19 protein-coding genes are annotated in these 18,503 nt (G+C 68.2%); 15 read left to right on the top strand and 4 right to left on the bottom strand.

Annotation, left to right across the window (positions count from 1 at the left end):
* Window positions 1-8: 8 nt before the first annotated feature.
* The 6 genes from paaB (at window position 9) to AB0N75_RS01125 (ending at window position 4,878) form a co-directional block, all read left to right on the top strand.
* Window positions 9-341 carry a 1,2-phenylacetyl-CoA epoxidase subunit PaaB gene (gene paaB / locus AB0N75_RS01100; protein ID WP_364644797.1) on the top strand — a complete coding sequence of 111 codons (333 nt, stop codon included), beginning with the start codon at window positions 9-11 and terminating at the stop codon, window positions 339-341.
* Window positions 338-1,165 (top strand): 1,2-phenylacetyl-CoA epoxidase subunit PaaC, encoded by an 828-nt coding sequence (gene paaC / locus AB0N75_RS01105; RefSeq protein WP_364643872.1) that lies wholly within the window; start codon window positions 338-340, stop codon window positions 1,163-1,165. Before paaB ends, paaC begins: the two co-directional genes overlap by 4 nt.
* Window positions 1,166-1,215: 50 nt before the next feature.
* A complete protein-coding gene (gene paaD, locus AB0N75_RS01110; protein WP_364643875.1) occupies window positions 1,216-1,752 on the top strand; it encodes a 1,2-phenylacetyl-CoA epoxidase subunit PaaD in 537 nt (178 codons plus the stop codon).
* Window positions 1,753-2,907, top strand: coding sequence for a 1,2-phenylacetyl-CoA epoxidase subunit PaaE (gene paaE / locus AB0N75_RS01115; RefSeq protein WP_364643878.1), 1,155 nt, complete (start codon window positions 1,753-1,755; stop codon window positions 2,905-2,907).
* 156 nt (window positions 2,908-3,063) lie between these two features.
* Window positions 3,064-3,831: an enoyl-CoA hydratase-related protein gene (locus tag AB0N75_RS01120; RefSeq protein WP_364644799.1), complete on the top strand. Its 768-nt coding sequence runs from the start codon at window positions 3,064-3,066 to the stop codon at window positions 3,829-3,831.
* A gap of 45 nt (window positions 3,832-3,876) precedes the next feature.
* Window positions 3,877-4,878, top strand: coding sequence for a 2-hydroxyacid dehydrogenase (locus tag AB0N75_RS01125; protein ID WP_364643881.1), 1,002 nt, complete (start codon window positions 3,877-3,879; stop codon window positions 4,876-4,878).
* A 71-nt stretch (window positions 4,879-4,949) separates the two neighbouring features.
* Here the strand turns inward: AB0N75_RS01125 and AB0N75_RS01130 are convergent, their stop codons facing one another.
* The gene (locus AB0N75_RS01130; RefSeq protein ID WP_364643884.1) at window positions 4,950-5,336 is read right to left on the bottom strand and encodes a hypothetical protein; all 387 of its coding nucleotides are present in this window, start codon (window positions 5,334-5,336) and stop codon (window positions 4,950-4,952) included.
* Window positions 5,337-5,574: 238 nt separating this feature from the next.
* Between AB0N75_RS01130 and AB0N75_RS01135 the strand changes: the two genes are divergently transcribed.
* A complete protein-coding gene (locus tag AB0N75_RS01135; RefSeq protein ID WP_364643886.1) occupies window positions 5,575-6,207 on the top strand; it encodes a dihydrofolate reductase family protein in 633 nt (210 codons plus the stop codon).
* 36 nt (window positions 6,208-6,243) lie between these two features.
* Here AB0N75_RS01135 and AB0N75_RS01140 read toward each other — a convergent pair whose 3' ends face one another.
* Complete coding sequence (locus AB0N75_RS01140; RefSeq protein WP_364643889.1) at window positions 6,244-6,705, bottom strand: Lrp/AsnC family transcriptional regulator; 462 nt, start codon at window positions 6,703-6,705, stop codon at window positions 6,244-6,246.
* 265 nt (window positions 6,706-6,970) lie between these two features.
* Here AB0N75_RS01140 and pdhA point away from each other — a divergent pair, with 265 nt between their 5' ends.
* The 6 genes from pdhA to AB0N75_RS01170 all read left to right on the top strand — a co-directional run bounded on the left by pdhA (window position 6,971) and on the right by AB0N75_RS01170 (window position 13,284).
* Entirely contained in the window at window positions 6,971-8,095 is a 1,125-nt protein-coding gene (pdhA, locus tag AB0N75_RS01145; RefSeq protein ID WP_364644802.1) for a pyruvate dehydrogenase (acetyl-transferring) E1 component subunit alpha, read from the top strand.
* Window positions 8,096-8,119: 24 nt separating this feature from the next.
* Window positions 8,120-9,169: an alpha-ketoacid dehydrogenase subunit beta gene (locus AB0N75_RS01150; RefSeq protein WP_364643892.1), complete on the top strand. Its 1,050-nt coding sequence runs from the start codon at window positions 8,120-8,122 to the stop codon at window positions 9,167-9,169.
* A gap of 2 nt (window positions 9,170-9,171) precedes the next feature.
* Window positions 9,172-10,728 carry a dihydrolipoamide acetyltransferase family protein gene (locus AB0N75_RS01155; protein WP_364643895.1) on the top strand — a complete coding sequence of 519 codons (1,557 nt, stop codon included), beginning with the start codon at window positions 9,172-9,174 and terminating at the stop codon, window positions 10,726-10,728.
* Between the two features lie 111 nt (window positions 10,729-10,839).
* Entirely contained in the window at window positions 10,840-11,055 is a 216-nt protein-coding gene (locus AB0N75_RS01160) for a hypothetical protein (RefSeq protein ID WP_364643897.1), read from the top strand.
* Window positions 11,056-11,209: 154 nt separating this feature from the next.
* Window positions 11,210-12,052, top strand: a complete 843-nt coding sequence (locus AB0N75_RS01165; protein WP_364643900.1) for an MBL fold metallo-hydrolase — start codon at window positions 11,210-11,212, stop codon at window positions 12,050-12,052.
* Window positions 12,049-13,284, top strand: coding sequence for an MFS transporter (locus AB0N75_RS01170; protein ID WP_364643903.1), 1,236 nt, complete (start codon window positions 12,049-12,051; stop codon window positions 13,282-13,284). The genes AB0N75_RS01165 and AB0N75_RS01170 overlap by 4 nt, the downstream gene beginning before the upstream one ends.
* 7 nt (window positions 13,285-13,291) lie before the next feature.
* On the opposite strand, the gene AB0N75_RS01175 is transcribed toward AB0N75_RS01170, so the two are convergent.
* Both AB0N75_RS01175 and AB0N75_RS01180 read right to left on the bottom strand, forming a co-directional pair.
* Window positions 13,292-14,188 (bottom strand): hypothetical protein, encoded by an 897-nt coding sequence (locus AB0N75_RS01175; RefSeq protein WP_364643906.1) that lies wholly within the window; start codon window positions 14,186-14,188, stop codon window positions 13,292-13,294.
* Window positions 14,189-14,264: 76 nt separating this feature from the next.
* Window positions 14,265-15,176 carry a phosphatase PAP2 family protein gene (locus tag AB0N75_RS01180; RefSeq protein WP_364643909.1) on the bottom strand — a complete coding sequence of 304 codons (912 nt, stop codon included), beginning with the start codon at window positions 15,174-15,176 and terminating at the stop codon, window positions 14,265-14,267.
* A 67-nt stretch (window positions 15,177-15,243) separates the two neighbouring features.
* Here AB0N75_RS01180 and AB0N75_RS01185 point away from each other — a divergent pair, with 67 nt between their 5' ends.
* Both AB0N75_RS01185 and AB0N75_RS01190 read left to right on the top strand, forming a co-directional pair.
* Window positions 15,244-16,266 carry an o-succinylbenzoate synthase gene (locus tag AB0N75_RS01185; RefSeq protein ID WP_364643912.1) on the top strand — a complete coding sequence of 341 codons (1,023 nt, stop codon included), beginning with the start codon at window positions 15,244-15,246 and terminating at the stop codon, window positions 16,264-16,266.
* Between the two features lie 261 nt (window positions 16,267-16,527).
* Window positions 16,528-18,429 carry a DUF222 domain-containing protein gene (locus AB0N75_RS01190; protein WP_364643914.1) on the top strand — a complete coding sequence of 634 codons (1,902 nt, stop codon included), beginning with the start codon at window positions 16,528-16,530 and terminating at the stop codon, window positions 18,427-18,429.
* Window positions 18,430-18,503 lie beyond the last annotated feature (74 nt).

Consider the following 18,503-nt stretch of genomic DNA (forward strand, 5'->3'; position numbering starts at 1 on the left):
AGACCGCAATGGCCCGGCCCGTCAAGCCGGCGCCCGAGGAGACCTCGGAATTGTCGGACAAGCAGCCTTGGCCGCTGTGGGAAGTTTTCGTCCGCTCCTCCCGCGGGCTTTCCCACGTGCACGCAGGTTCGCTGCACGCGCCGGACGCCGAGATGGCCGTCCGCAACGCCCGGGACCTGTACACCCGGCGCAACGAAGGCGTCTCGCTTTGGGTCGTGCCGGCGTCGGCCATTGTGGCCAGCGATCCGGACGCCAAGGGTGAGTTCTTCGAGTCGCCCAAGGGCAAGGACTACCGCCACGCCACGTACTACACCAAGAGCGAAGGGGTGAAGCACCTGTGAGCGGCGAGAGCGCTACCCGGATCACGCCGGGCAATGCCCTGCGGCCCGAAGACATCGCGCAGCAGGTCACCGAAGGCAGCAAGGCCAGCGAGGACATCGCCGAATACGCCCTGCGCCTGGGCGATGACGCCCTGATCCTGGCCCAGCGCCTGGGCTGGTGGATTTCCCGCGCGCCGGAGCTGGAAGAGGATGTGGCACTGGGCAACATTGCCCTGGACCAGATCGGCCATGCCCGGTCCTTCCTGACCTACGCCGGCTCCGCCTGGGGCAAGTCCGAAGACGACCTGGCCTACTGGCGTGGCGAGAGCGAGTTCCGCTCCAGCTACCTGGTGGAACAGCCCAACGGTGACTTCGGCAGGACCATCGCCCGCCAATTGGTCATCGCCGCCTACCAGCACGAACTCTACTCACGGCTGGTCGATTCGCAGGACGAAACCCTGGCGGCTATCGCGGCGAAGGCTGTCAAGGAAGTGGACTACCACCGCGACCACGCCGAGCAGTGGACCGTGCGCCTGGGCGACGGAACCGAAGAGTCGCACCGCCGGATCGCGGCCGGGTTCATGTCCGTTTGGCCGTACGTGCAGCAACTGTTCGAGGACGACGACCTGTTCGACCGTCTGGGCGGGATCGCCGTGCGGCCCTCGGAACTGCGTGCAAGCTTCGATGCCTACATCGCCGCTGTCTTCGCGGAGGCCACATTGGAGGTTCCAGACGTCCAGCCCGCGATGACGGACAAGACCCGCGTCAAGCACAGCGAGCATCTGGGCTACCTGCTGGCCGAGATGCAGGTGCTGGCCCGCGAACATCCCGGCGCCAGCTGGTAACAGCGGCCGGTCCTTTCGGAACAGTCCTTTTCGGAACAACGGAGCAATTCATGTCCACTAACACCGCGCAGCGGCCCGCCGAAACCGAGGCGGCCCGCGCCTGGGATGTCGCGGCAACCGTCTGCGATCCAGAGATCCCGGTGCTGACCATCGAGGATCTCGGAATTTTGCGGTCCGTGTCAGTGCTGGATGAAACCGACGACGGCGGCCGCCCGGCTGTCGAGGTGACCATCACCCCGACCTATTCCGGCTGCCCCGCGATGGATGCCATCAGCGAAGACGTCGCCAGCGCACTGGCAACCCACGGCTACGCCGACGTTCGCGTGAAGCTGGAGCTGGCCCCGGCCTGGACCACGGACTGGATGACGGCCGAGGGCAAGGCGAAGCTGAACGAATACGGCATCGCGCCGCCGTCGGGCTCCGCGCCGATCCGCACCGGACCGGTCAAGCTGGGACTGAGCGTGAAGTGCCCGCTCTGCGATTCGCTCAACACCCGCGAGCTTTCCCGCTACGGCTCCACGTCCTGCAAGGCGCTGTACCAGTGCAATGACTGCCACGAACCCTTCGACTACTTCAAGGTGCTCTAGATGACTACTTCCACCACGGAGGCCCCGGCAGCCAAGCGCCGCGGCACGTTCCACCCGCTGTCCGTCGCCGAGGTCCGCAAGCTCACGGACGAGGCCGTGGAAGTCACGTTCGCCGTGCCGGAGGAGCTTCAGGGGCAGTTCGATTACGTGCCCGGGCAGTACGTGGCGCTGCGGACCACGCTGGAGGAGCAGGAAATCCGCCGCAGCTACTCCATCTGTGCCGAACCGAAGCCGGGCGAGATCCGCGTGGCGATCAAGCGGGACATCGGCGGCCTGTTCTCCAACTGGGCCAACGACAACCTCGCGGCCGGAGACGTGCTGGACGTGATGAGCCCCGCGGGCGCGTTCATTTCCAAGCACCAGATGACGGAAATCAACCACCCGGAACAGATCAACACCGACGTCGAGGCCACCTTCGTGGCGTTCGCGGCCGGCTCCGGAATCACCCCGGTGATCTCGATTGCGCGGACCGTGCTGGCCGCCAACACCAACGTCCGATTCGACCTGGTGTACGCGAACAAGGCCGCCATGGACGTGATGTTCGTGGAGGAACTAGCGGATCTGAAGGACAAGTACCCCACCCGGTTCGCGCTGCACCATGTGCTGTCCCGCGAACAGCGCATCTCGCCGCTGCTCTCCGGCCGGATCGACGCCGAAAAGCTCACCAGCCTGTTCGACAACGTGCTGCGGACCGACGACGTGGACGAATGGTTCCTCTGCGGCCCGTACGAGCTGGTGCAGCTGTGCCGCGACACCTTGGCCGAACGCGGCGTGCCGGCCGACAAAATCCGCTACGAGCTGTTCTCCACCGGCGAGCCAACCAAGCCGCAGGGCAACATCGGCCGCCCGGTGCAGGTAGATCCCAGCGCGGACAACTACGACATCACCTTCACCCTCGACGGACTCACCGGCAAGGTCGCTTCGCCCAAGCACGCCCGCGAGTCGGTGCTCAACGCGGCGCTGCGGGTCCGCCCGGACGTCCCGTTCGCCTGCGCCGGCGGCGTCTGCGGCACCTGCCGCGCCAAGGTGGTCTCCGGAACGTTCACCATGGAGGAGAACTACGCGCTGGAGCCGGACGAGATCGAGCGCGGTTATGTGCTCACCTGCCAGACCCACCCGACCAGCGAAGAAATCACCGTCGACTACGACGCCTAGCAACGACTCCACCCCGGCGGTCGACCGGTCTCTACTCGGCGCTGGCGCGCCTCCATCGACCACCGGAGCCGCCTAGCGTACCGTTGGTCGACCAAGCGAGCGCCAGCGAGCGCGTGGAGACCACGCCAGCGGACCCGAGAGGAACCACGCATGAGCATGATCGAACTTTCCATCGAGGACAACGTTGCCGAAGTGGTGCTGAACGCGCCGGGCAAGATGAACGCCCTGGATGAGCAGGCGGTGAAGGATCTGGGCAAGGCGTACGACGACGCCGCTGCCGCCGGCGTCCGCGCGCTGCTGCTTCGCGGCGAGGGCCGCGGGTTCTGTGCCGGCCGCGACATCTCGCAGGTGGATCCCTCCACCGACGATGCCTACGGTTACCTCTCCGGCGTTGTCACCCCGGTGCTGCGGAAGATGGCCGAATTCCCCGCCCCCACCTTCGCCGCCGCGCAGGGCGCCGCGCTCGGCGTCGGGCTTGGCCTGCTGATCGCCACGGACGTGGTGTACGTTGCCGATTCGGCGAAGATCGGTTCGCCGTTCGCCAATCTCGGGGCCACCTTGGACTCCGGCGGGCACTGGCTGTTCACCGAGCGGCTCGGCGCGCACCGCACTCTGGACCTGATCTACACCGCCGAGCTGATGAGCGGCGAGGAGGCGGTCAAGGCCGGGCTGTTCAGCCGCGCCATGCCGGCGGACGAACTGTTGGAGACCACCCGCGGCATTGTCGGCAAGGTCGCCCAAGGTGCCACCGGCGCGTTCCGTGCGTCCAAGGACCTGGTGGCCAACATCCGCGACCAGCGGCTGGGCCTGTGGCTGGCCACCGAAGAGGAGAATGCCGCCCAGGGCCGGCTCTGCAAGAGCGACGACTACGCCGAGGGTTTCAAGGCTTTCCAGGAGAAGCGCAAGCCGGTCTTCAAGGGCTGACGGTCCGACTCCTGCCTGACCCGCAGGCTCTGGCAGGATGGCTCCATGAGCACCAAACCGACCGCCGCAATGGCGGCTGACTGGACCGTTGCCGTCCCGAACCGGGATCTGCTGGCGGCCTTGGGCCCGCTGCCTGCCGGACTCAGGGCCGTCCCCTGGGATTTCGACAGCGAACCCGAGGGGGCGCCGTTGGATCAGATCGACGCCGTGGTGCTGCCGTATCCGGACACAGCCGGAGCCCTGCCGCAGCTGGCCAAGCTGAGAAACCTGAAGCTGGTGCAGACCCAGACCACCGGCGTCGACGGCGTCGCCGCCGCCGTCGGTCCGGATGTCGCGATTGCCAGTGCCGCCGGAGTGCACGCCGCCTCCACCGCCGAGCTCGCCGTCGGCCTGATGCTCGCCTCGCTGCGCGGGATCGACGTGGCCGCGCGGGACCAGCCAGAGGGCTGCTGGCGCCATGAGCGCCGGCTCTCGCTGGCCGACCGGAAGGTGCTGCTGGTGGGCGTCGGCGGCATCGGCCGGGAAATCGCCCGCCGGCTGGAGCCGTTCGAGGTGCAGCTGACCCGCGTCGGGACCCACGCCCGCGACGACAGCGAGGGCCATGTCCACGGCACCGCGGAGTTGGAGCAGCTTGCCGCGTCCCACGAGGTGCTGGTCGTCATCACACCGCTGACCGACGACACTCACGGATTGATCGACGCTGCGGTACTGGCGGCCCTCCCGGACAGGGCGCTGGTGGTCAACGTTGCCCGCGGGGCGGTGGTGGACACCGAGGCCCTGACCGCCGAGGTAGTCTCCGGCCGGTTGAACTGCGCGCTGGACGTCACCGATCCCGAGCCGCTGCCGCCGGACCATCCGTTGTGGCGGGCCTCCAACGCGCTGATTACCCCACACCTGGGCGGCGACACCACGGCGTTTGAACCGCGGATCGTCCGCCTCCTCCAGCAGCAGTTTGCGGCTGTCGCCGACGGCAAAACACCGCAGAACCTAGTGCAGCCTGGCCGTTTCCGGCGTGACTCAGCCGGCAAGGACGAGAACGGCGGATAACCGGTCTGGCGCAATCTTCAGCGCCGGTCAGGGGACGGCGCCGGTTGGCCGGCCCCACCGGGCTGTCGCCATTACCTGGCTGTCGCCGCGAAGGCGTCGGGACGTTCGGCCAACTTGGTGCTAAACGCTGGGTCGATCTGGTCGCTGCCGTGCTCTCCGGAGTAGAGGTCATCGGCCCGTTCTTCCAAAGCCTCCTGCTGCGCCAGCGTCTCGGCTTGGGCCGCCTCGGCTGCGGTCGCTGCGATCCCGTCCGCCAGCACCTCAAGTCCGAACCACCGGTAGCCAGCCAGAGCGGCCGCCAGTTCTGGGGGCTCCAGACCTTCCACGGCATGGAGCAAGCCGCCGTTTTGCACCATGCCGTCCAGCAGCAGCAGATCCCGCAACGCACGGTCGCCCTCGGCCAGCGGACCGTCGTACTCGTAATCCAACGCGCGGTTCCAGACGTCGTCGGCGTTCATAGGGCTCCTTCTGTCGTGGCGTTCGGAGTAAGGGCCGGGCCGCTGACGGGCTCGTTGGTTTCGAAGATTACCGGCATTAGCCGCGGGCACTGGCAAACACGCCCGACTGCGGAGGCTGCCATGGAGGTCATGCGAGCGCGGCCGCGGCGCGCTGGGGCTCTGGACAACCGTGCCGCGGCGCGAGCAGGATGGAAACGGCGCGTCGGGCAGCCGCCCAGCGCCGGAGGAGGGATGACCGATGGGCATCATCGTGGCCAACATGTTCCTCACCCTGGACGGCGTGTACCAGGCGCCGGGAGCGGTCGAGGAGGACCAGGAGGACGGCTTCGGCTATGGCGGCTGGCAGGCACCGTTCTTCGACGACGAATCCGGGGAAGCGATGGGCGCCGTCATCGACCGCATCGACGCGCTGCTGCTCGGCCGGAAGACGTACGACATCTTCGCGGCCTACTGGCCGAAGGCGGGCGAGGACTCTCCGATCGCGGTGAAATTCAACGCGGTGCCGAAGTACGTCGTGTCCACCACGCTGAGCGAGCCGTCCTGGACGGGCACCACCGCCCTGCCCAACGCCATGGCGGCCGCGCACCTACGAGAACGGCATGACGAGGTGCACCTCTTCGGCAGCGGCGACCTGCTGCAGTCGCTGTTCACCGAGGACGTGGTGGACCGCCTCAACCTGTGGCTCTATCCGCTCACGCTGGGCAGCGGGAAGCGGCTCTTTGGCTCCGGCACGATTCCGGCGTCGTTCCGCCTGGTCGGCCCGGCCCGCACCTTCGAGAAGGGCGCGGTGGGGCTGGTCTACGAGCGTGCGGGCGACGTTGAGACGGGCAACATTGACGAGGTCGAGGCGCGCCGGAGCGAGGGCGGCTGACAGCAGGCGCAGCAACCGCTGACGTTGCCGGCCGGGTCAGCGGGTATCCAAGTCCTCGAAGACCAGGAACGTCTGAGTGTCCAGGATGCCGGGCATGGACTGGATCTGGTCGAAGATGACCCGGCGCAAGTCCACATTGTCCACCGCGCGGACCAGCAGGATGACGTCGAAGTTCCCGCCGACCAAGGCAATGTGGTGCACCTCGGGGATGGACCGGAGCGCCTCGCGCAACTCGCGCCAGGAGTGCTGCCGCAGCTTCAACGTCACGTAGGCGGAGGCCTTCAAGCCGGCCTTGATCGGGTCCACCAGGGCGGTGAATTTTGTCAGCACGCCGGCCTCGGTCAGGCGGGAGATCCGCGAGTAGGCGTGGGCGCGGGAGATGTGCACGTTCTCGGCCACTGCGGTCACGGACAGCCGGCCGTCCCGGGTCAGCTCCGCCAAGATCCGACGGTCAATCTCGTCCAACTGCGGGACTTTCACCGCGGCGGCCTCTGCCATACGTCTACACCTCGTGGGGTTATCCAGCTCACACTTACAATTTGTCTCCAAGCGTACGGCCAATCCGGCAAATTATCCACGCTTTGCCGCAGAAGTGGATACGAAAAGTAGCCCAATCCCATACTAAAGCTACACAGTTTCTTCGGGCAGACGCGCCCGCAGTATGGCCCGGCGGCCCGGCAGGGGCGGCACCACCGCCGCGGCCGACCAAGGATTCGAGGGAGACACCATGACTATCTCAACCGGTAACCCGATCGAGGGATCGATGGCCGATCCGTCCCGCCGCGCCGGCATGGACGATCCGGTCACCGCCGAGACCTACATGCTGCCCTCCGGTCAGCCCGTGCAGCTGGTGGATCCGGACGGCCTGCACGTGCACAACGACAAGTACCCGCTGCCGGACGGCGACGCCCTGCTGAAGGCATACCGCGAGCTGGTGGTGGGCCGCCGCGTCAACGACCAGGCCAACGCCCTGGTCCGCCAGGGCCGGCTGGCTGTCTACCCCTCCTCGCACGGGCAGGAGGCCTGCCAGGTGGCCTCCGCGCTCTGCATCGGCGCGGACGACTGGCTGTTTCCGACCTACCGCGACACCGTGGCCGTGATCGCCAAGGGCGTCGACCCGGTGCAGACCCTGACCCTGCTGCAGGGCGACTGGCACGGCGGCTACGACCCGTACGAGCACAAGGTCTCCATCCAGGCCACGCCGCTGGCCACCCAGCTGCTGCACGCCGTGGGCGTGGCCCACGCGGCCAAGCTCAAGGGCGAGGACACCGTCGTCGTCGCGCTCTGCGGTGACGGGGCAACCAGCGAAGGCGACTTCCACGAGGCACTGAACTTCGCCGCCGTGTTCCACCTCCCGGTGGTGTTCTTTGTGCAGAACAACCAGTACGCCATCTCCGTTCCGCTGAACAAGCAGACCGTGGCGCCGTCGCTGGCGCACAAGGCCATCGGCTACGGAATGCCGGGCGAGCGCGTGGACGGCAACGACACCGCCGCACTGCTTGCCGTGCTGGGCAAGGCCGTGGACCGCGCCCGGGACGGCGGCGGCCCGGCCCTGGTGGAGGCGCACACATACCGGATGCAGTCGCACACCAACGCCGACGACGCCACCCGCTACCGCACCGACGACGAAGTGGCCGAGTGGGCGCCCAAGGACCCGCTGGTGCGGCTGCGGGCCTACCTGAAGGAGCTGAACGTGCTGACCGAGGAGCTGGAAGAGGAGATCGCCGGCCGGGCCGAAGCCGTGGCCGCCCAGATGCGCGACGGCCTCAATGCCGAGACCGAAGTGGACCCGGAGGACCTGTTCCGGTTCGTCTTCACCGAAAAGACCAGCCAGCTGCGCGAGCAGGCCGCCATGCTGCGCGAAGAACTCTCGCGCGAGTCGGCCTGACCTCCGCCCACCGAAGGACACACCATGAGCACAACAATGACGTTCGCCAAGGCGCTGAACACGGCCCTGGCCGATGAAATGGAAGCCGACGGCTCCGTCGTCGTCTTCGGCGAAGACGTGGGCCCGCTGGGCGGGGTTTTCCGCATTACCGACGGGCTGACTAAACGATTCGGCGAGGAACGCTGCTTCGACACCCCACTGGCCGAATCCGGCATCATGGGCATGGCCATCGGCATGGCGATGAACGGCCTGCGCCCGGTGGTGGAGATGCAGTTCGACGCCTTCGCCTACCCCGCGTTCGAGCAGGTGGTCTCGCATGTGGCCAAGATGCCCAACCGCACCCGCGGCAAGGTCAAGCTGCCGATGGTCATCCGGATTCCGTACGCCGGAGGGATCGGGGGAGTGGAGCACCACTGCGACTCCTCCGAGTCCTACTATGCGCACACCCCCGGGCTGACCGTGGTGGCCCCGGCCACCGTGGAGGACGCCTACACCATGCTCCGCGAAGCGATCCGCTTCCCGGACCCGGTGGTGTTCCTGGAGCCGAAGAAGCTGTACTTCTCCAAGGAGCAGCTGGACCTGGAGGCCCTGCAGTCGCGCTGGGGAACCCCGGCGCTGGACCGGACCGACGGACCGGAGCCGACTGCTGCGCCCGCCGACTCAAGCATTGGCCGCGCCGTCATCGCCCGTGAGGGAACCGACGCCACCCTGATCACCTACGGGCCCTCCGTGCCCACGGTGATGAAGGCAGCGGCGGCCGCCGCCGAGGAAGGGCGTTCGCTGGAGGTCATCGACATCCGCTCCATCGTCCCGTTCGACGACGAGACGGTGATGGCCTCCGTGCGCAAGACAGGCCGCGCCGTCGTCGTCGCCGAAGCCCCCGGCTTCGCCTCGGTCGCCTCGGAGATCGTGGCCCGGGTGCAGGAACGCTGTTTCCACTCGCTCGCCGCCCCGGTGCTGCGCGTGACAGGTTTCGATATTCCGTACCCGGCGCCGAAGCTGGAGCACTTCTACCTGCCCAGCGTGGACCGCATCCTGGACGCCGTGGACGAACTGCAGTGGGAGGACGCTTAGCCATGACGCGACAAGTATTCAAGCTGCCGGACCTCGGCGAGGGACTGACCGAGGCTGAGCTGGTCAACTGGCTGGTCAAGGTGGGCGACGAGATCCGCGTGGACCAGCCGGTGGCCGAAGTGGAGACCGCCAAGTCCATGGTGGAGGTGCCCAGCCCCTACGCCGGGACGGTCGCCGTGCTGCACGGTGCCGCCGGGGACACTCTGGACGTCGGCAAGCCCCTGATCTCGGTGGATGCACCCGGCTACGTGCACGACGACGGTGCTTCGGGTCCCGCCGGATCGGCACCGCGGGCGGGGGAGACTCCCGCCCACCCCGACGGCGAGGCCTACCGCACCGAGGAACGAGCCGGCATCAAGGAGCCGGCCCATCCGGAAGCGGCCCACCCGGAAACGGCAGAATCCGGCTCCGGCAACGTGCTGATCGGCTACGGGACCCCCGGCGGATCGGCCGGCTCCAAGCGCACCCGCAAGCCCAAGACCGGCCGCGTTGCCGTGGCAAGCGTTCCGGCGGTCCACGGGTCTCTACTCGGCGCTGGCGCGCCTCCTTCGACCACCGAGATCACCCCGGTGGTCGACCAAGCGAGCGCCAGCGAGCGCGTGGAGACCCGCGTGGAGACCCGCGTGGAGACCCGCAACATCGGCTCAGCCCCGCTGGTCGTCTCGCCGCTGGTCCGCAAACTGGCCCGCGACGCCGGCCTTCGCCTGGCCGACATCTCCGGCACCGGCCCCGATGGGATGATTCTGCGCAAGGACGTCGAGGCCGCACTCGCCGGCGCTGCGGTGGCCGACCGGTCTCTACTCGGCGCCGGCGCGCCTCCTTCGACCACCGCCGGCGCCGCCCTGGGCGCCGACGCCCGCACCGGCCTCGGCATTTCGGCCCGCACGCCGATGAAGGGCGTCCGCAAGACGGTGGCGCAGGCAATGTCGCGCAGCCGCATGGAGATCCCCGAAGCCACGGTCTGGGTAGACGTGGATGCCACCGCGCTGCTGCAAATGCGCGCCGACCTGAAGCGCCGCGACCCGGAGAACACCCCGGGGCTGCTGGCCTTTATCGCCCGGTTCGTGCTGGCCGGCCTGGCCAAGTACCCGGAGCTGAACACCCGGCTGGAAGGCGAGGAGATCGTCGGCTTCGACGGCGTCAATCTGGGCTTCGCCGCCCAGACCGACCGCGGGCTGATGGTGCCGAGCGTCCGCAACGCGCACAAGCTCAGCGCCCGCCAACTGGACGCCGAGATCAGGCGGCTCACCGCCGTCGCGCGTGACGGCAAGGCCACTCCCGCCGAGCTGACCAGCGGCACCTTCACGCTTAACAACTATGGCGTCTTCGGTGTGGACGGCAGCGCCGCCATCATCAACTACCCCGAGGTGGCGATCCTCGGCGTCGGCCGGATCATCGACAAGCCCTGGGTGGTCAACGGCGAGCTGGCCGTCCGGAAGGTCACCGAACTGGTGCTGGCCTTCGACCACCGCGTGTGCGACGGCGGCACGGCCGGCGGCTTCCTGCGCTACGTCGCGGACGCCATCGAAAACCCCGGCAGCGTGCTCGCCGATCTCTGACGGACGCCGGGCCTGCGAGCTGATCGCGGGCCCGGGCTTCCCGCCAATGCCGAGGGAAAGCTGCGGAAAATTTCCCTAGCTGACCCGTTCCGCCGGACGCTACCCTTAGGCATGATCACTCTGCCAGAGGCGTACCAAAAGTATCTCTCCGGGTTGTCTGCACACCATGCCGAGGCGCTCCGGCCGGTGTTCCTCGAGTCGGCTGCCGATGGAGAACACGGCATCATGATCCGTGGCATGGGCTCGAAGCATGTGCAGGCGTACGTCGACGACTCCGTGCCGTTCGGCGAAGTCCGCGAGGTGCTCCGCAACGTCCACGAGTTCTGATTATTGGGGCCCGTTGCGTGTGGGCCGCGGCCGGTAGCCGCGACCCGGCTTCCTTGTGTGCCACCGCTCGGTGGGCGCGGCCGGCGCGGTACGGTAGCAGGGAAAGGCCGCGCCATCCGTGCGGCCGTGCGAGGCGATGGAGGGTGACGGCCGGATGAGTGATGCCGCCCGATCAGAGGACACGACCGGCGAGCCGGTGGAAACCGTACAGGTTGCGCCCGGGAACTATCTCATCCGGACCCCGGAGTACCTGCTCAACACCGGGTTGGTCATCGGCAAGAACAAGGCCCTGGTGGTGGATACCGGTGCCGGCCCGCGGCAGGCCCGGCGGATCTACGCCGCGGTACGCCGGCTGACCAAGCTGCCGCTCGCCGTCGTCAATACGCACTTCCACTATGACCACGTCTTCGGCAACGACTACTTCGCCGCCCAAGGCGTGCAGGATTTTTATGCCCACCGCAGTTGCGCGCACGACATCGCCGAAAACGGTGCGCTGCAACGGGCCGCTGTCGCGGCAACGGAACCGGAAATGGCTGCGGCCGAGGGCCAGTACACCGCCATCAGGATCCCCACCAGGCTGGTGGACACGGAGAGCACCGTGGACCTGGGCGGGGTCAGCGTCAAGCTGTTCCACCTGGGCCTGGGCCACACCGACGGCGACCTGCTGGTCGGCTCGCCCAGCACACTGTTCGCCGGCGACCTGGTGGAGCAAGGCGCGCCGCCCGCCTTCGAGGACTCCTACCCCCGCGACTGGGTTGAGACGCTGCGGCGGATCTCCGGACTGCGCCATGAGTACGACGTGCTGGTGCCCGGCCACGGCCAGACCGTCAGCGACGCCTTCGTGAAGAACATGTGCGAGACCATGGCGCTGGCCGTCCGGATGGGGGAACAGGCCAGCCGTGACATGCCCGCGGACGCCACCAAGGCCATCCCGATCCTGCCCTACGGCCCGGTGCAGTCCCGCTCCCTGCTGCAGCGGCTCAAAGCCAGCAGGTGAGCGGCGCAGGCGAATTCAGCCTCCGCCAGATAGCGCTCCCGGCCTTCGGGCCGTCGGTGCTGTACGGCGTCGGCATGGGCGCCATCTCCCCGGTGATCGCGCTGCGGGCCCACGACCTCGGTGCCAGCTTCGCGGTGGCCGCCCTGGTGACCACCGTCGTCGGGTTCGCCTCGCTGCTGACCAACCTGCCGGCGTCGTCCCTCACGGCACGGTTCGGCGAACGGACTGCGCTGGTCGCGGCAGCCGTCTGGGCGATGGCGGCCATGGTTCTCGGGGCGACCGCCACCAGTTTGCCGGTCTTCGCCGCGGCCATCTTCATGGTGGGGATGGCGGGATCCGTGTTCAACCTGGCCCGGCAGTCCTACCTGACCGCTGCCGTACCGCACCACCTGCGCGCCCGTGCCATGTCCACCCTCGGCGGGACCCACCGGATCGGCATCTTCGCCGGACCGTTCCTGGCCGCCGCGGCCATCGCGCTGGGCGGCATCCCCGCGGCGTTTTGGCTGGGCGCGGTGACCATGGTGCTGGCGGCGGCGCTCTCGCTGACCGTGCCCGACTTCGAACCGGCGACGACGGAGCCGGACGCCCCGCCGGTAACCATCCGGAGCATCTTCACCAGCCACTGGCGGACCTTCGCCACCATCGGGATCGGGGTGATGCTGGTCGGGGCCGTCCGCGCCTCGCGGCAGGCCGTGTTGCCGCTCTGGGCCGAAAACCTGGGCCTGGATGCGTTGGCGGCGTCGCTGATCTACGGCATGTCCGGCGCAGTGGAAATGCTGCTGTTCTACCCGGCCGGCAAGCTGATGGACGTGAAAGGCCGGATCTGGACGGCGGTGCCCTGCATGGCCATCATGGCTGCGGGCCTCATCTGGATCCCGTTCACCACCGGCTTCACCGCGCTGCTGCTCGCTGCGCTGCTGATGGGCGTGGGCAACGGGATGGGCTCCGGGATCGTGATGACGCTCGGCGCTGACCACGCTCCGGCGTCGGGACGGCCGCAGTTCCTGGGTCTGTGGCGGCTGGTCACGGACTCCGGCGTCATGGGCGGCCCGGCGCTGCTCAGCGCCGTCACCGCCCTCGTGTCCCTCTCGGTGGGGATATGGACGACGGCGGGGCTCGCCATCCTGGGCGCAGTCGCCCTGGGCTATTGGATCCCGAGGACCCGGCCGACGGATGCCCCCGGAGGGATCAGCCGGGCCTCAGCACGCGGGGGCGCCAGCCCGGCCGCGTGATGGGCTGCTACGCCGAGGGATTTGGCGGCCGGTTTGCGTTGTCGGAGTCCCACCGCAGGTCGGCGCCTTCGCGGATCGGCAGGGCTTCGATTGCTGGATCGGATGCCAGGGCCTTGATGAGATCCAAGCTTCCGGCAACGATCGTCGAGTCCCAACCGATCTCCGTGACCAGCACCCAGCTGTGGTCGTCCGGCCACACGATGCTGGGTGACTGTGGGACGGCCGAACCGTCGTTCCACGGGGCGACGCCGGGCCACCCGCTTCGAGCGAAGGACCGCGTCCCGGCGCCGAACAGGTAATAGGAACGGCCAGGCAGTTCAAGAACCGGGCCGTTGACCACGTCCTTCGGCAGGATGCCGGAGCCGGGTCCGCCGTCGGGCACGAAGTATCCCCAGCCGGCCGGTTTTGGCCCGTCGGACGCGGCCAGCACGGCGTGTCCGGCCGAGCTGGTCAGACCGCCCCAACCTTCCCAAACGGCTGCGACGCCGTCGGTGGGGGTGGTTGTGTGATCAGCGAGGTGACCGGCGACGGCGGCGAGAACTCCCGCGTCCAGGTTGCCTGGCATTGGCTCGAAATAGCGCCAGCCGGCCGCGTCGCTAACACCATTTCCCGCATCCTGCGGGGAACCGATGAGACGGTGGAACTGCGCCAGCGGATGCATGATGGTTCCGAACGCCTCGGCGACCGTGGTCCATGACACCTGCTCCGAGGTGAGATGGAATTCGCCGGCCCCAACGTGCCCCTGCTGACTATCCTGCGGCGCCGGCCGGTCGCGCTCGGCCGGGTGGAAGATCCTTGCGTAGGCAGGGTAGCCGCGCGGTACGGCCACATGGATGGTAGACGATCCAGCGGTCAGCCGGGGAAGCAGCCATCGGCCTTGTTCATCGTCGAGGAGGGCGTCCATCCGTACAGCCTATTCACGGGTTCGAGCCTCTGGCGCCAACCAAGCGAAGGCCTTTAGCGTCTGATCCTTGCGCCGTTTAGTGCCTGCGGGACTGGAAGCCGAACAGCCACGTCAGCAGGGCGCTCAGCAGCATGCCCGTGCCGGCGATCATCCCCATGCCGGCCCAGAAGAAGAACGGGATCCTGCCCTCGCCCGGAACAGCGGCTGCACCGAGCTGTTGCGCGAGCAGGTACAGGCCAGCGGCCATGCCGATGCCCAGCACGGCCAGCAGCCAGCACAGCCGCGGCCACCAGACGGACGCCGCCCAAAAACTTCCGTAGCCCGACCAGACGTTCCAGTCGTTGCCGCGCCGCAGCACCAAAGGACCGGCGGCCAAGGCCCAGAATCCGGCCACCAGGAAGGCAGCGACCACGTCAGACGGCCGGTGCCAGCCATTGATCAGGGTGGCCGCGCCGGCCAGCACGGCATACAGACCACCCGCTGCCGCGGCGAACGGGCGCCAGCGCGGCGATACCACCAGGAAGATGGCTAGGGCAGCGGCCGCGGCGATGGTCGTGTGCCCGGATGGCAACGAATTGTGTTCCAGCGTTGGCACGCCACGGTCGGGCCGGTCCAGGATCAAGTTCTTCAGGATCCACGTGGTGGCTGCCGACGCCGCGACCACGCCGACGCCGATCACGGCGGGGAACCACCGCCGTCGTACCAAGGCCACCACCAGCAGCACGGCGGCCGCAACGGCCACGGAGACGTCTGGCAGCAGGTCCAGGAAGTCCAAGAACACGCCCCGGCCCAGCCGCCAGCCGGACTCGGCCTCGGCCCAGGCCGATTCATCCGCGAACTGCCCGGTGGTGGTCCGGACGAAGGCGTAGTAGTTGAGCGCAAACGCGCCCGCGCACAGCAGCGCCCCCAGCCAGAAAAGGGCAGGAGCATGCGCTGCCGGACGGCGGGAGGCGGTCCGGGGGCGGAGGCTGGAACGCTGCGAAGTCATCGATTCAAGGGTCGCACACAATGCTGGCAGCATCCGGGGAGGGGCCGCCAGCCGTACAGTGGGATTGATGATGCCGCACCAGCTTCCTGACTTTTCCGGACACCGCGATCTGCCCGAGCTCGCCGATCTGCTGGCCACCGCTCGCGTGGTTGCGCTGCCGATGAAGGTCCGCTTCCGCGGGGTGACGGAGCGCGAAGTGCTGCTGCTGGAAGGTCCGGCGGGGTGGGCGGAATTCTCGCCTTTTCTTGAGTACGACGACGCCGAGGCCGCCGCGTGGCTGGCCGCTGCGGTGGAAGCGGGCTGGCAGGGCTTCCCGGCCCCGGTCCGTGACAGCGTTCCGGTGAACGCCACCGTTCCCGCCGTGACGCCGGAGCAGGTGCCCGGCGTGCTGGCCCGCTACGACGGGGCACAGACCGTGAAGATCAAGGTCGCCGAGGCCGGCCAGGACATCGCCCAGGATGTGGCCCGCGTGGCCGCTGTGCGGACCGCCGCTCCCGACGCGGTGCTGCGGGTGGACGCCAACGGCGGCTGGGACGTCGCGGAGGCCGTCGAAGCGCTGACCAGGCTGGCCGAGTACTCGCTGGAATACGCCGAGCAACCGGTGCCGGATATTGCCGGACTGCGGGCCGTCCGGACCGAACTGCGCCGGCGCGGCATCAACACGCCCATCGCCGCTGACGAGAGCGTGCGAAAAGCCTCCGACCCGCTGCGGGTGGCCCGCGAAGAGGCAGCGGACCTGATCGTGGTCAAGGTGCAGCCGCTGGGGGGAGTGCGCCGGGCACTGGACATTGTCGCCCAAGCCGGGCTCCCCGCCGTCGTCAGTTCTGCCCTGGATTCCTCGGTAGGGATCCGCGCCGGGGTGGCCTTGGCCGCGGCGCTGCCGGAGCTTCCATACGCCTGCGGCCTGGCGACGGTGTCCCTGATGGGCGGCGACGTTACCACTGAATCGCTGGTGCCGGAGGCCGGACGGCTGCCGGTCCGAGAGGTGGTGCCGGATCCGGCACTGCTGGACGGCTTCGCCGCACCGGAGGACCGCCGGCAGTGGTGGCTGGACCGGCTGGCCCGGACCTACCGGCTGCTGGAGCAGTGATCTTGCCGCTGCTGGGACCGTGACCCGCCCGCTTTACTGGGGCCAAGACCGAATCGGCGCCAGCGGCGAAGGAATCCGGGCGGCGATGAAGCATCGGGCGGTGACAATGCGGCCCTAGCCGTGAGGCCGCGCCGTCCTGTGTAGGGACGGTGGTCTATGGGTGTCAACGCGGGAAGTCGCTCCTCCCGCCTCCCGACCCCGTTTCCAAGGACCTGAATGTTCGGCGGCTAAAACGTCCGAGGCGGCCGATAGCCTGGGTCTATGGCAAGCGAAGGCATCGAGCTTCAGCTTCAGCTTCCGGTCCCGGGGCAGGGACTGGTGATGGATCTTGGTGTTCCGGCGCGTCCGGATAGCTCGCTGCTGGAGGCGCTGCTGCAGCAGGTTATGGCGAATGCACTCCTGCGCCGCTACGACGTCTCGCCAGCTGTGGAAGGCCGCCCCGCCGACGCTGAATGGCCTGCCGCCAACGCAACACAGCTGGCCGCCGAAGCGGATAGCACTGCGTCCTCGGCTCCGGAAGTCGCTGGCGATGATCCGTTGATACCGGAGGATGGCGCAGGTGTGCCGGCTGAGCTGGCCAGTCTGCTCGCCATACTGAACCCTGCGGCGCTGGACGATGCGCAGGCGATCGATTACCTGAAGGCTGCCGCTCGGGTGGAAGCTTGGGTGCAGTCGTGCCGAGTGCAGGCGCTGAACCGCTTCGCGCAGCTGCGGACGGGACAGGGCGGCGACCGGGATCCAGAAGGCTTCTCCCGGTTCGCGCCGCAGGAGATTTCGGCGCACCTGTCCACCGGGGACACCGCAGCGAGGGTAATGCTGGCAGACGCCCGCCAGATCTGCACGAACTTGCCGCGAACGCTCCATGCGATGAGCTCCGGTGACTTGGACCTGCCTCGGGCGAAAGCCCTGGCCAGGGGCTCCGCCGATCTCCCGGCGGAATGTCTTCAGGATTTTGAAGCAGCGGTGCTGCCTGGAGCGGGGGAGATCACCCTAGACTCCGTAAGGGCGCGGGCCCGGAGGATGCGCGACCGGCTGCACCCGGAGTCGCTATCAGAGCGGCACCGGCGGGCGAACGAATCCCGGGATGTGCAGGTGACGGATCAGGATGACGGAATGGCCGAACTGTGGATCCGTATGAGCGCTGACAGGGCACATCTGGTCTTCGACCGGATCCAGTCCACTGCCCGGTCCCTCCAAGGTCCCGGGGAAGAACGGACCTTGCCGCAACTGAGGGCCGATGTGTTCTCGGATCTGCTGCTGGCCGACGCAGCGGTGGCGGAACCAACGGCACCGGTTGCTGGCATGATTTCCGGCGCCGTACCGACGACGCCGGATGGCGAACACTCAGCACCGGCCGCCGGCACGAACCTTGTTCCTCCGCTCGGGCAGGCGCGGCCCGGCAGCGCTGGGCCGGGGATGCTGGTCACGATGTCGCTGACCAGCCTGCTGGGGCTCAGCGAGGAGCCGGGCGATCTGGCCGGGTACGGACCGATTCCGCCAGACATGGGCCGGCAGCTCTCCCAATTGGCGAAATCATGGTTGCTGGTGCTCACTGACGACCAAGGCCGAGCCATCGCGGCGGCCAAGAAGCTGCGGATCCCGCCCGAATGGCTGAAACGGCTCGTCCGCATCCGGGACCGGCACTGTCGGTTCCCAGGGTGCCGCCGGGCTGCTCGGTACTGCGAGATCGATCATGTGATCGCGTGGGAAGACGGCGGATGGACCGTGCTGGAGAACCTGCAATGCCTGTGCAAAGCGCACCATGCGGCAAAGACCGCCGGTGCATCCAGCGCTGAGGCGGGCCCGAAGGGTGAGATCACCTGGACCACGCGGACGGGCCACCGTAAGACCACGTTTCCGGATGAAGGCTGGGACACACTCGTTCCCCGCGCTGCCGGTGGCGATGGCGGTGGTAGTGAAGGCGAAGACGACGGCGAGGGCGGTCACGCGGGGGAGAGCGAAAGCCAAGCCGAGGGCGAAGGCCAAGCCCAGAGCGAAGGCCAAGCCGAGGGCGAAGCCCAAGCCCAGGGCGAAGGCAATGGCACGGCCAACAGCGCAGAAACTTCCGCCGCAGCAGGGCAGGGGAAGCCCAAGCGAACCCTCGGCGGGATCGAACTGCCCGACGATGAGGACACCGACCCGAACGCACGACCACCGTTCTGACCCTGTCGTTGTACCGCACGTCAACGCTTCTCCCGCCGCGAGAAGGGGAGTAGAGGGGCAGGTGTTTTGCCCAC

Origin of the sequence: Arthrobacter sp. NPDC089319, from assembly GCF_040684925.1 — a bacterium.
GTDB lineage: Bacteria > Actinomycetota > Actinomycetes > Actinomycetales > Micrococcaceae > Crystallibacter.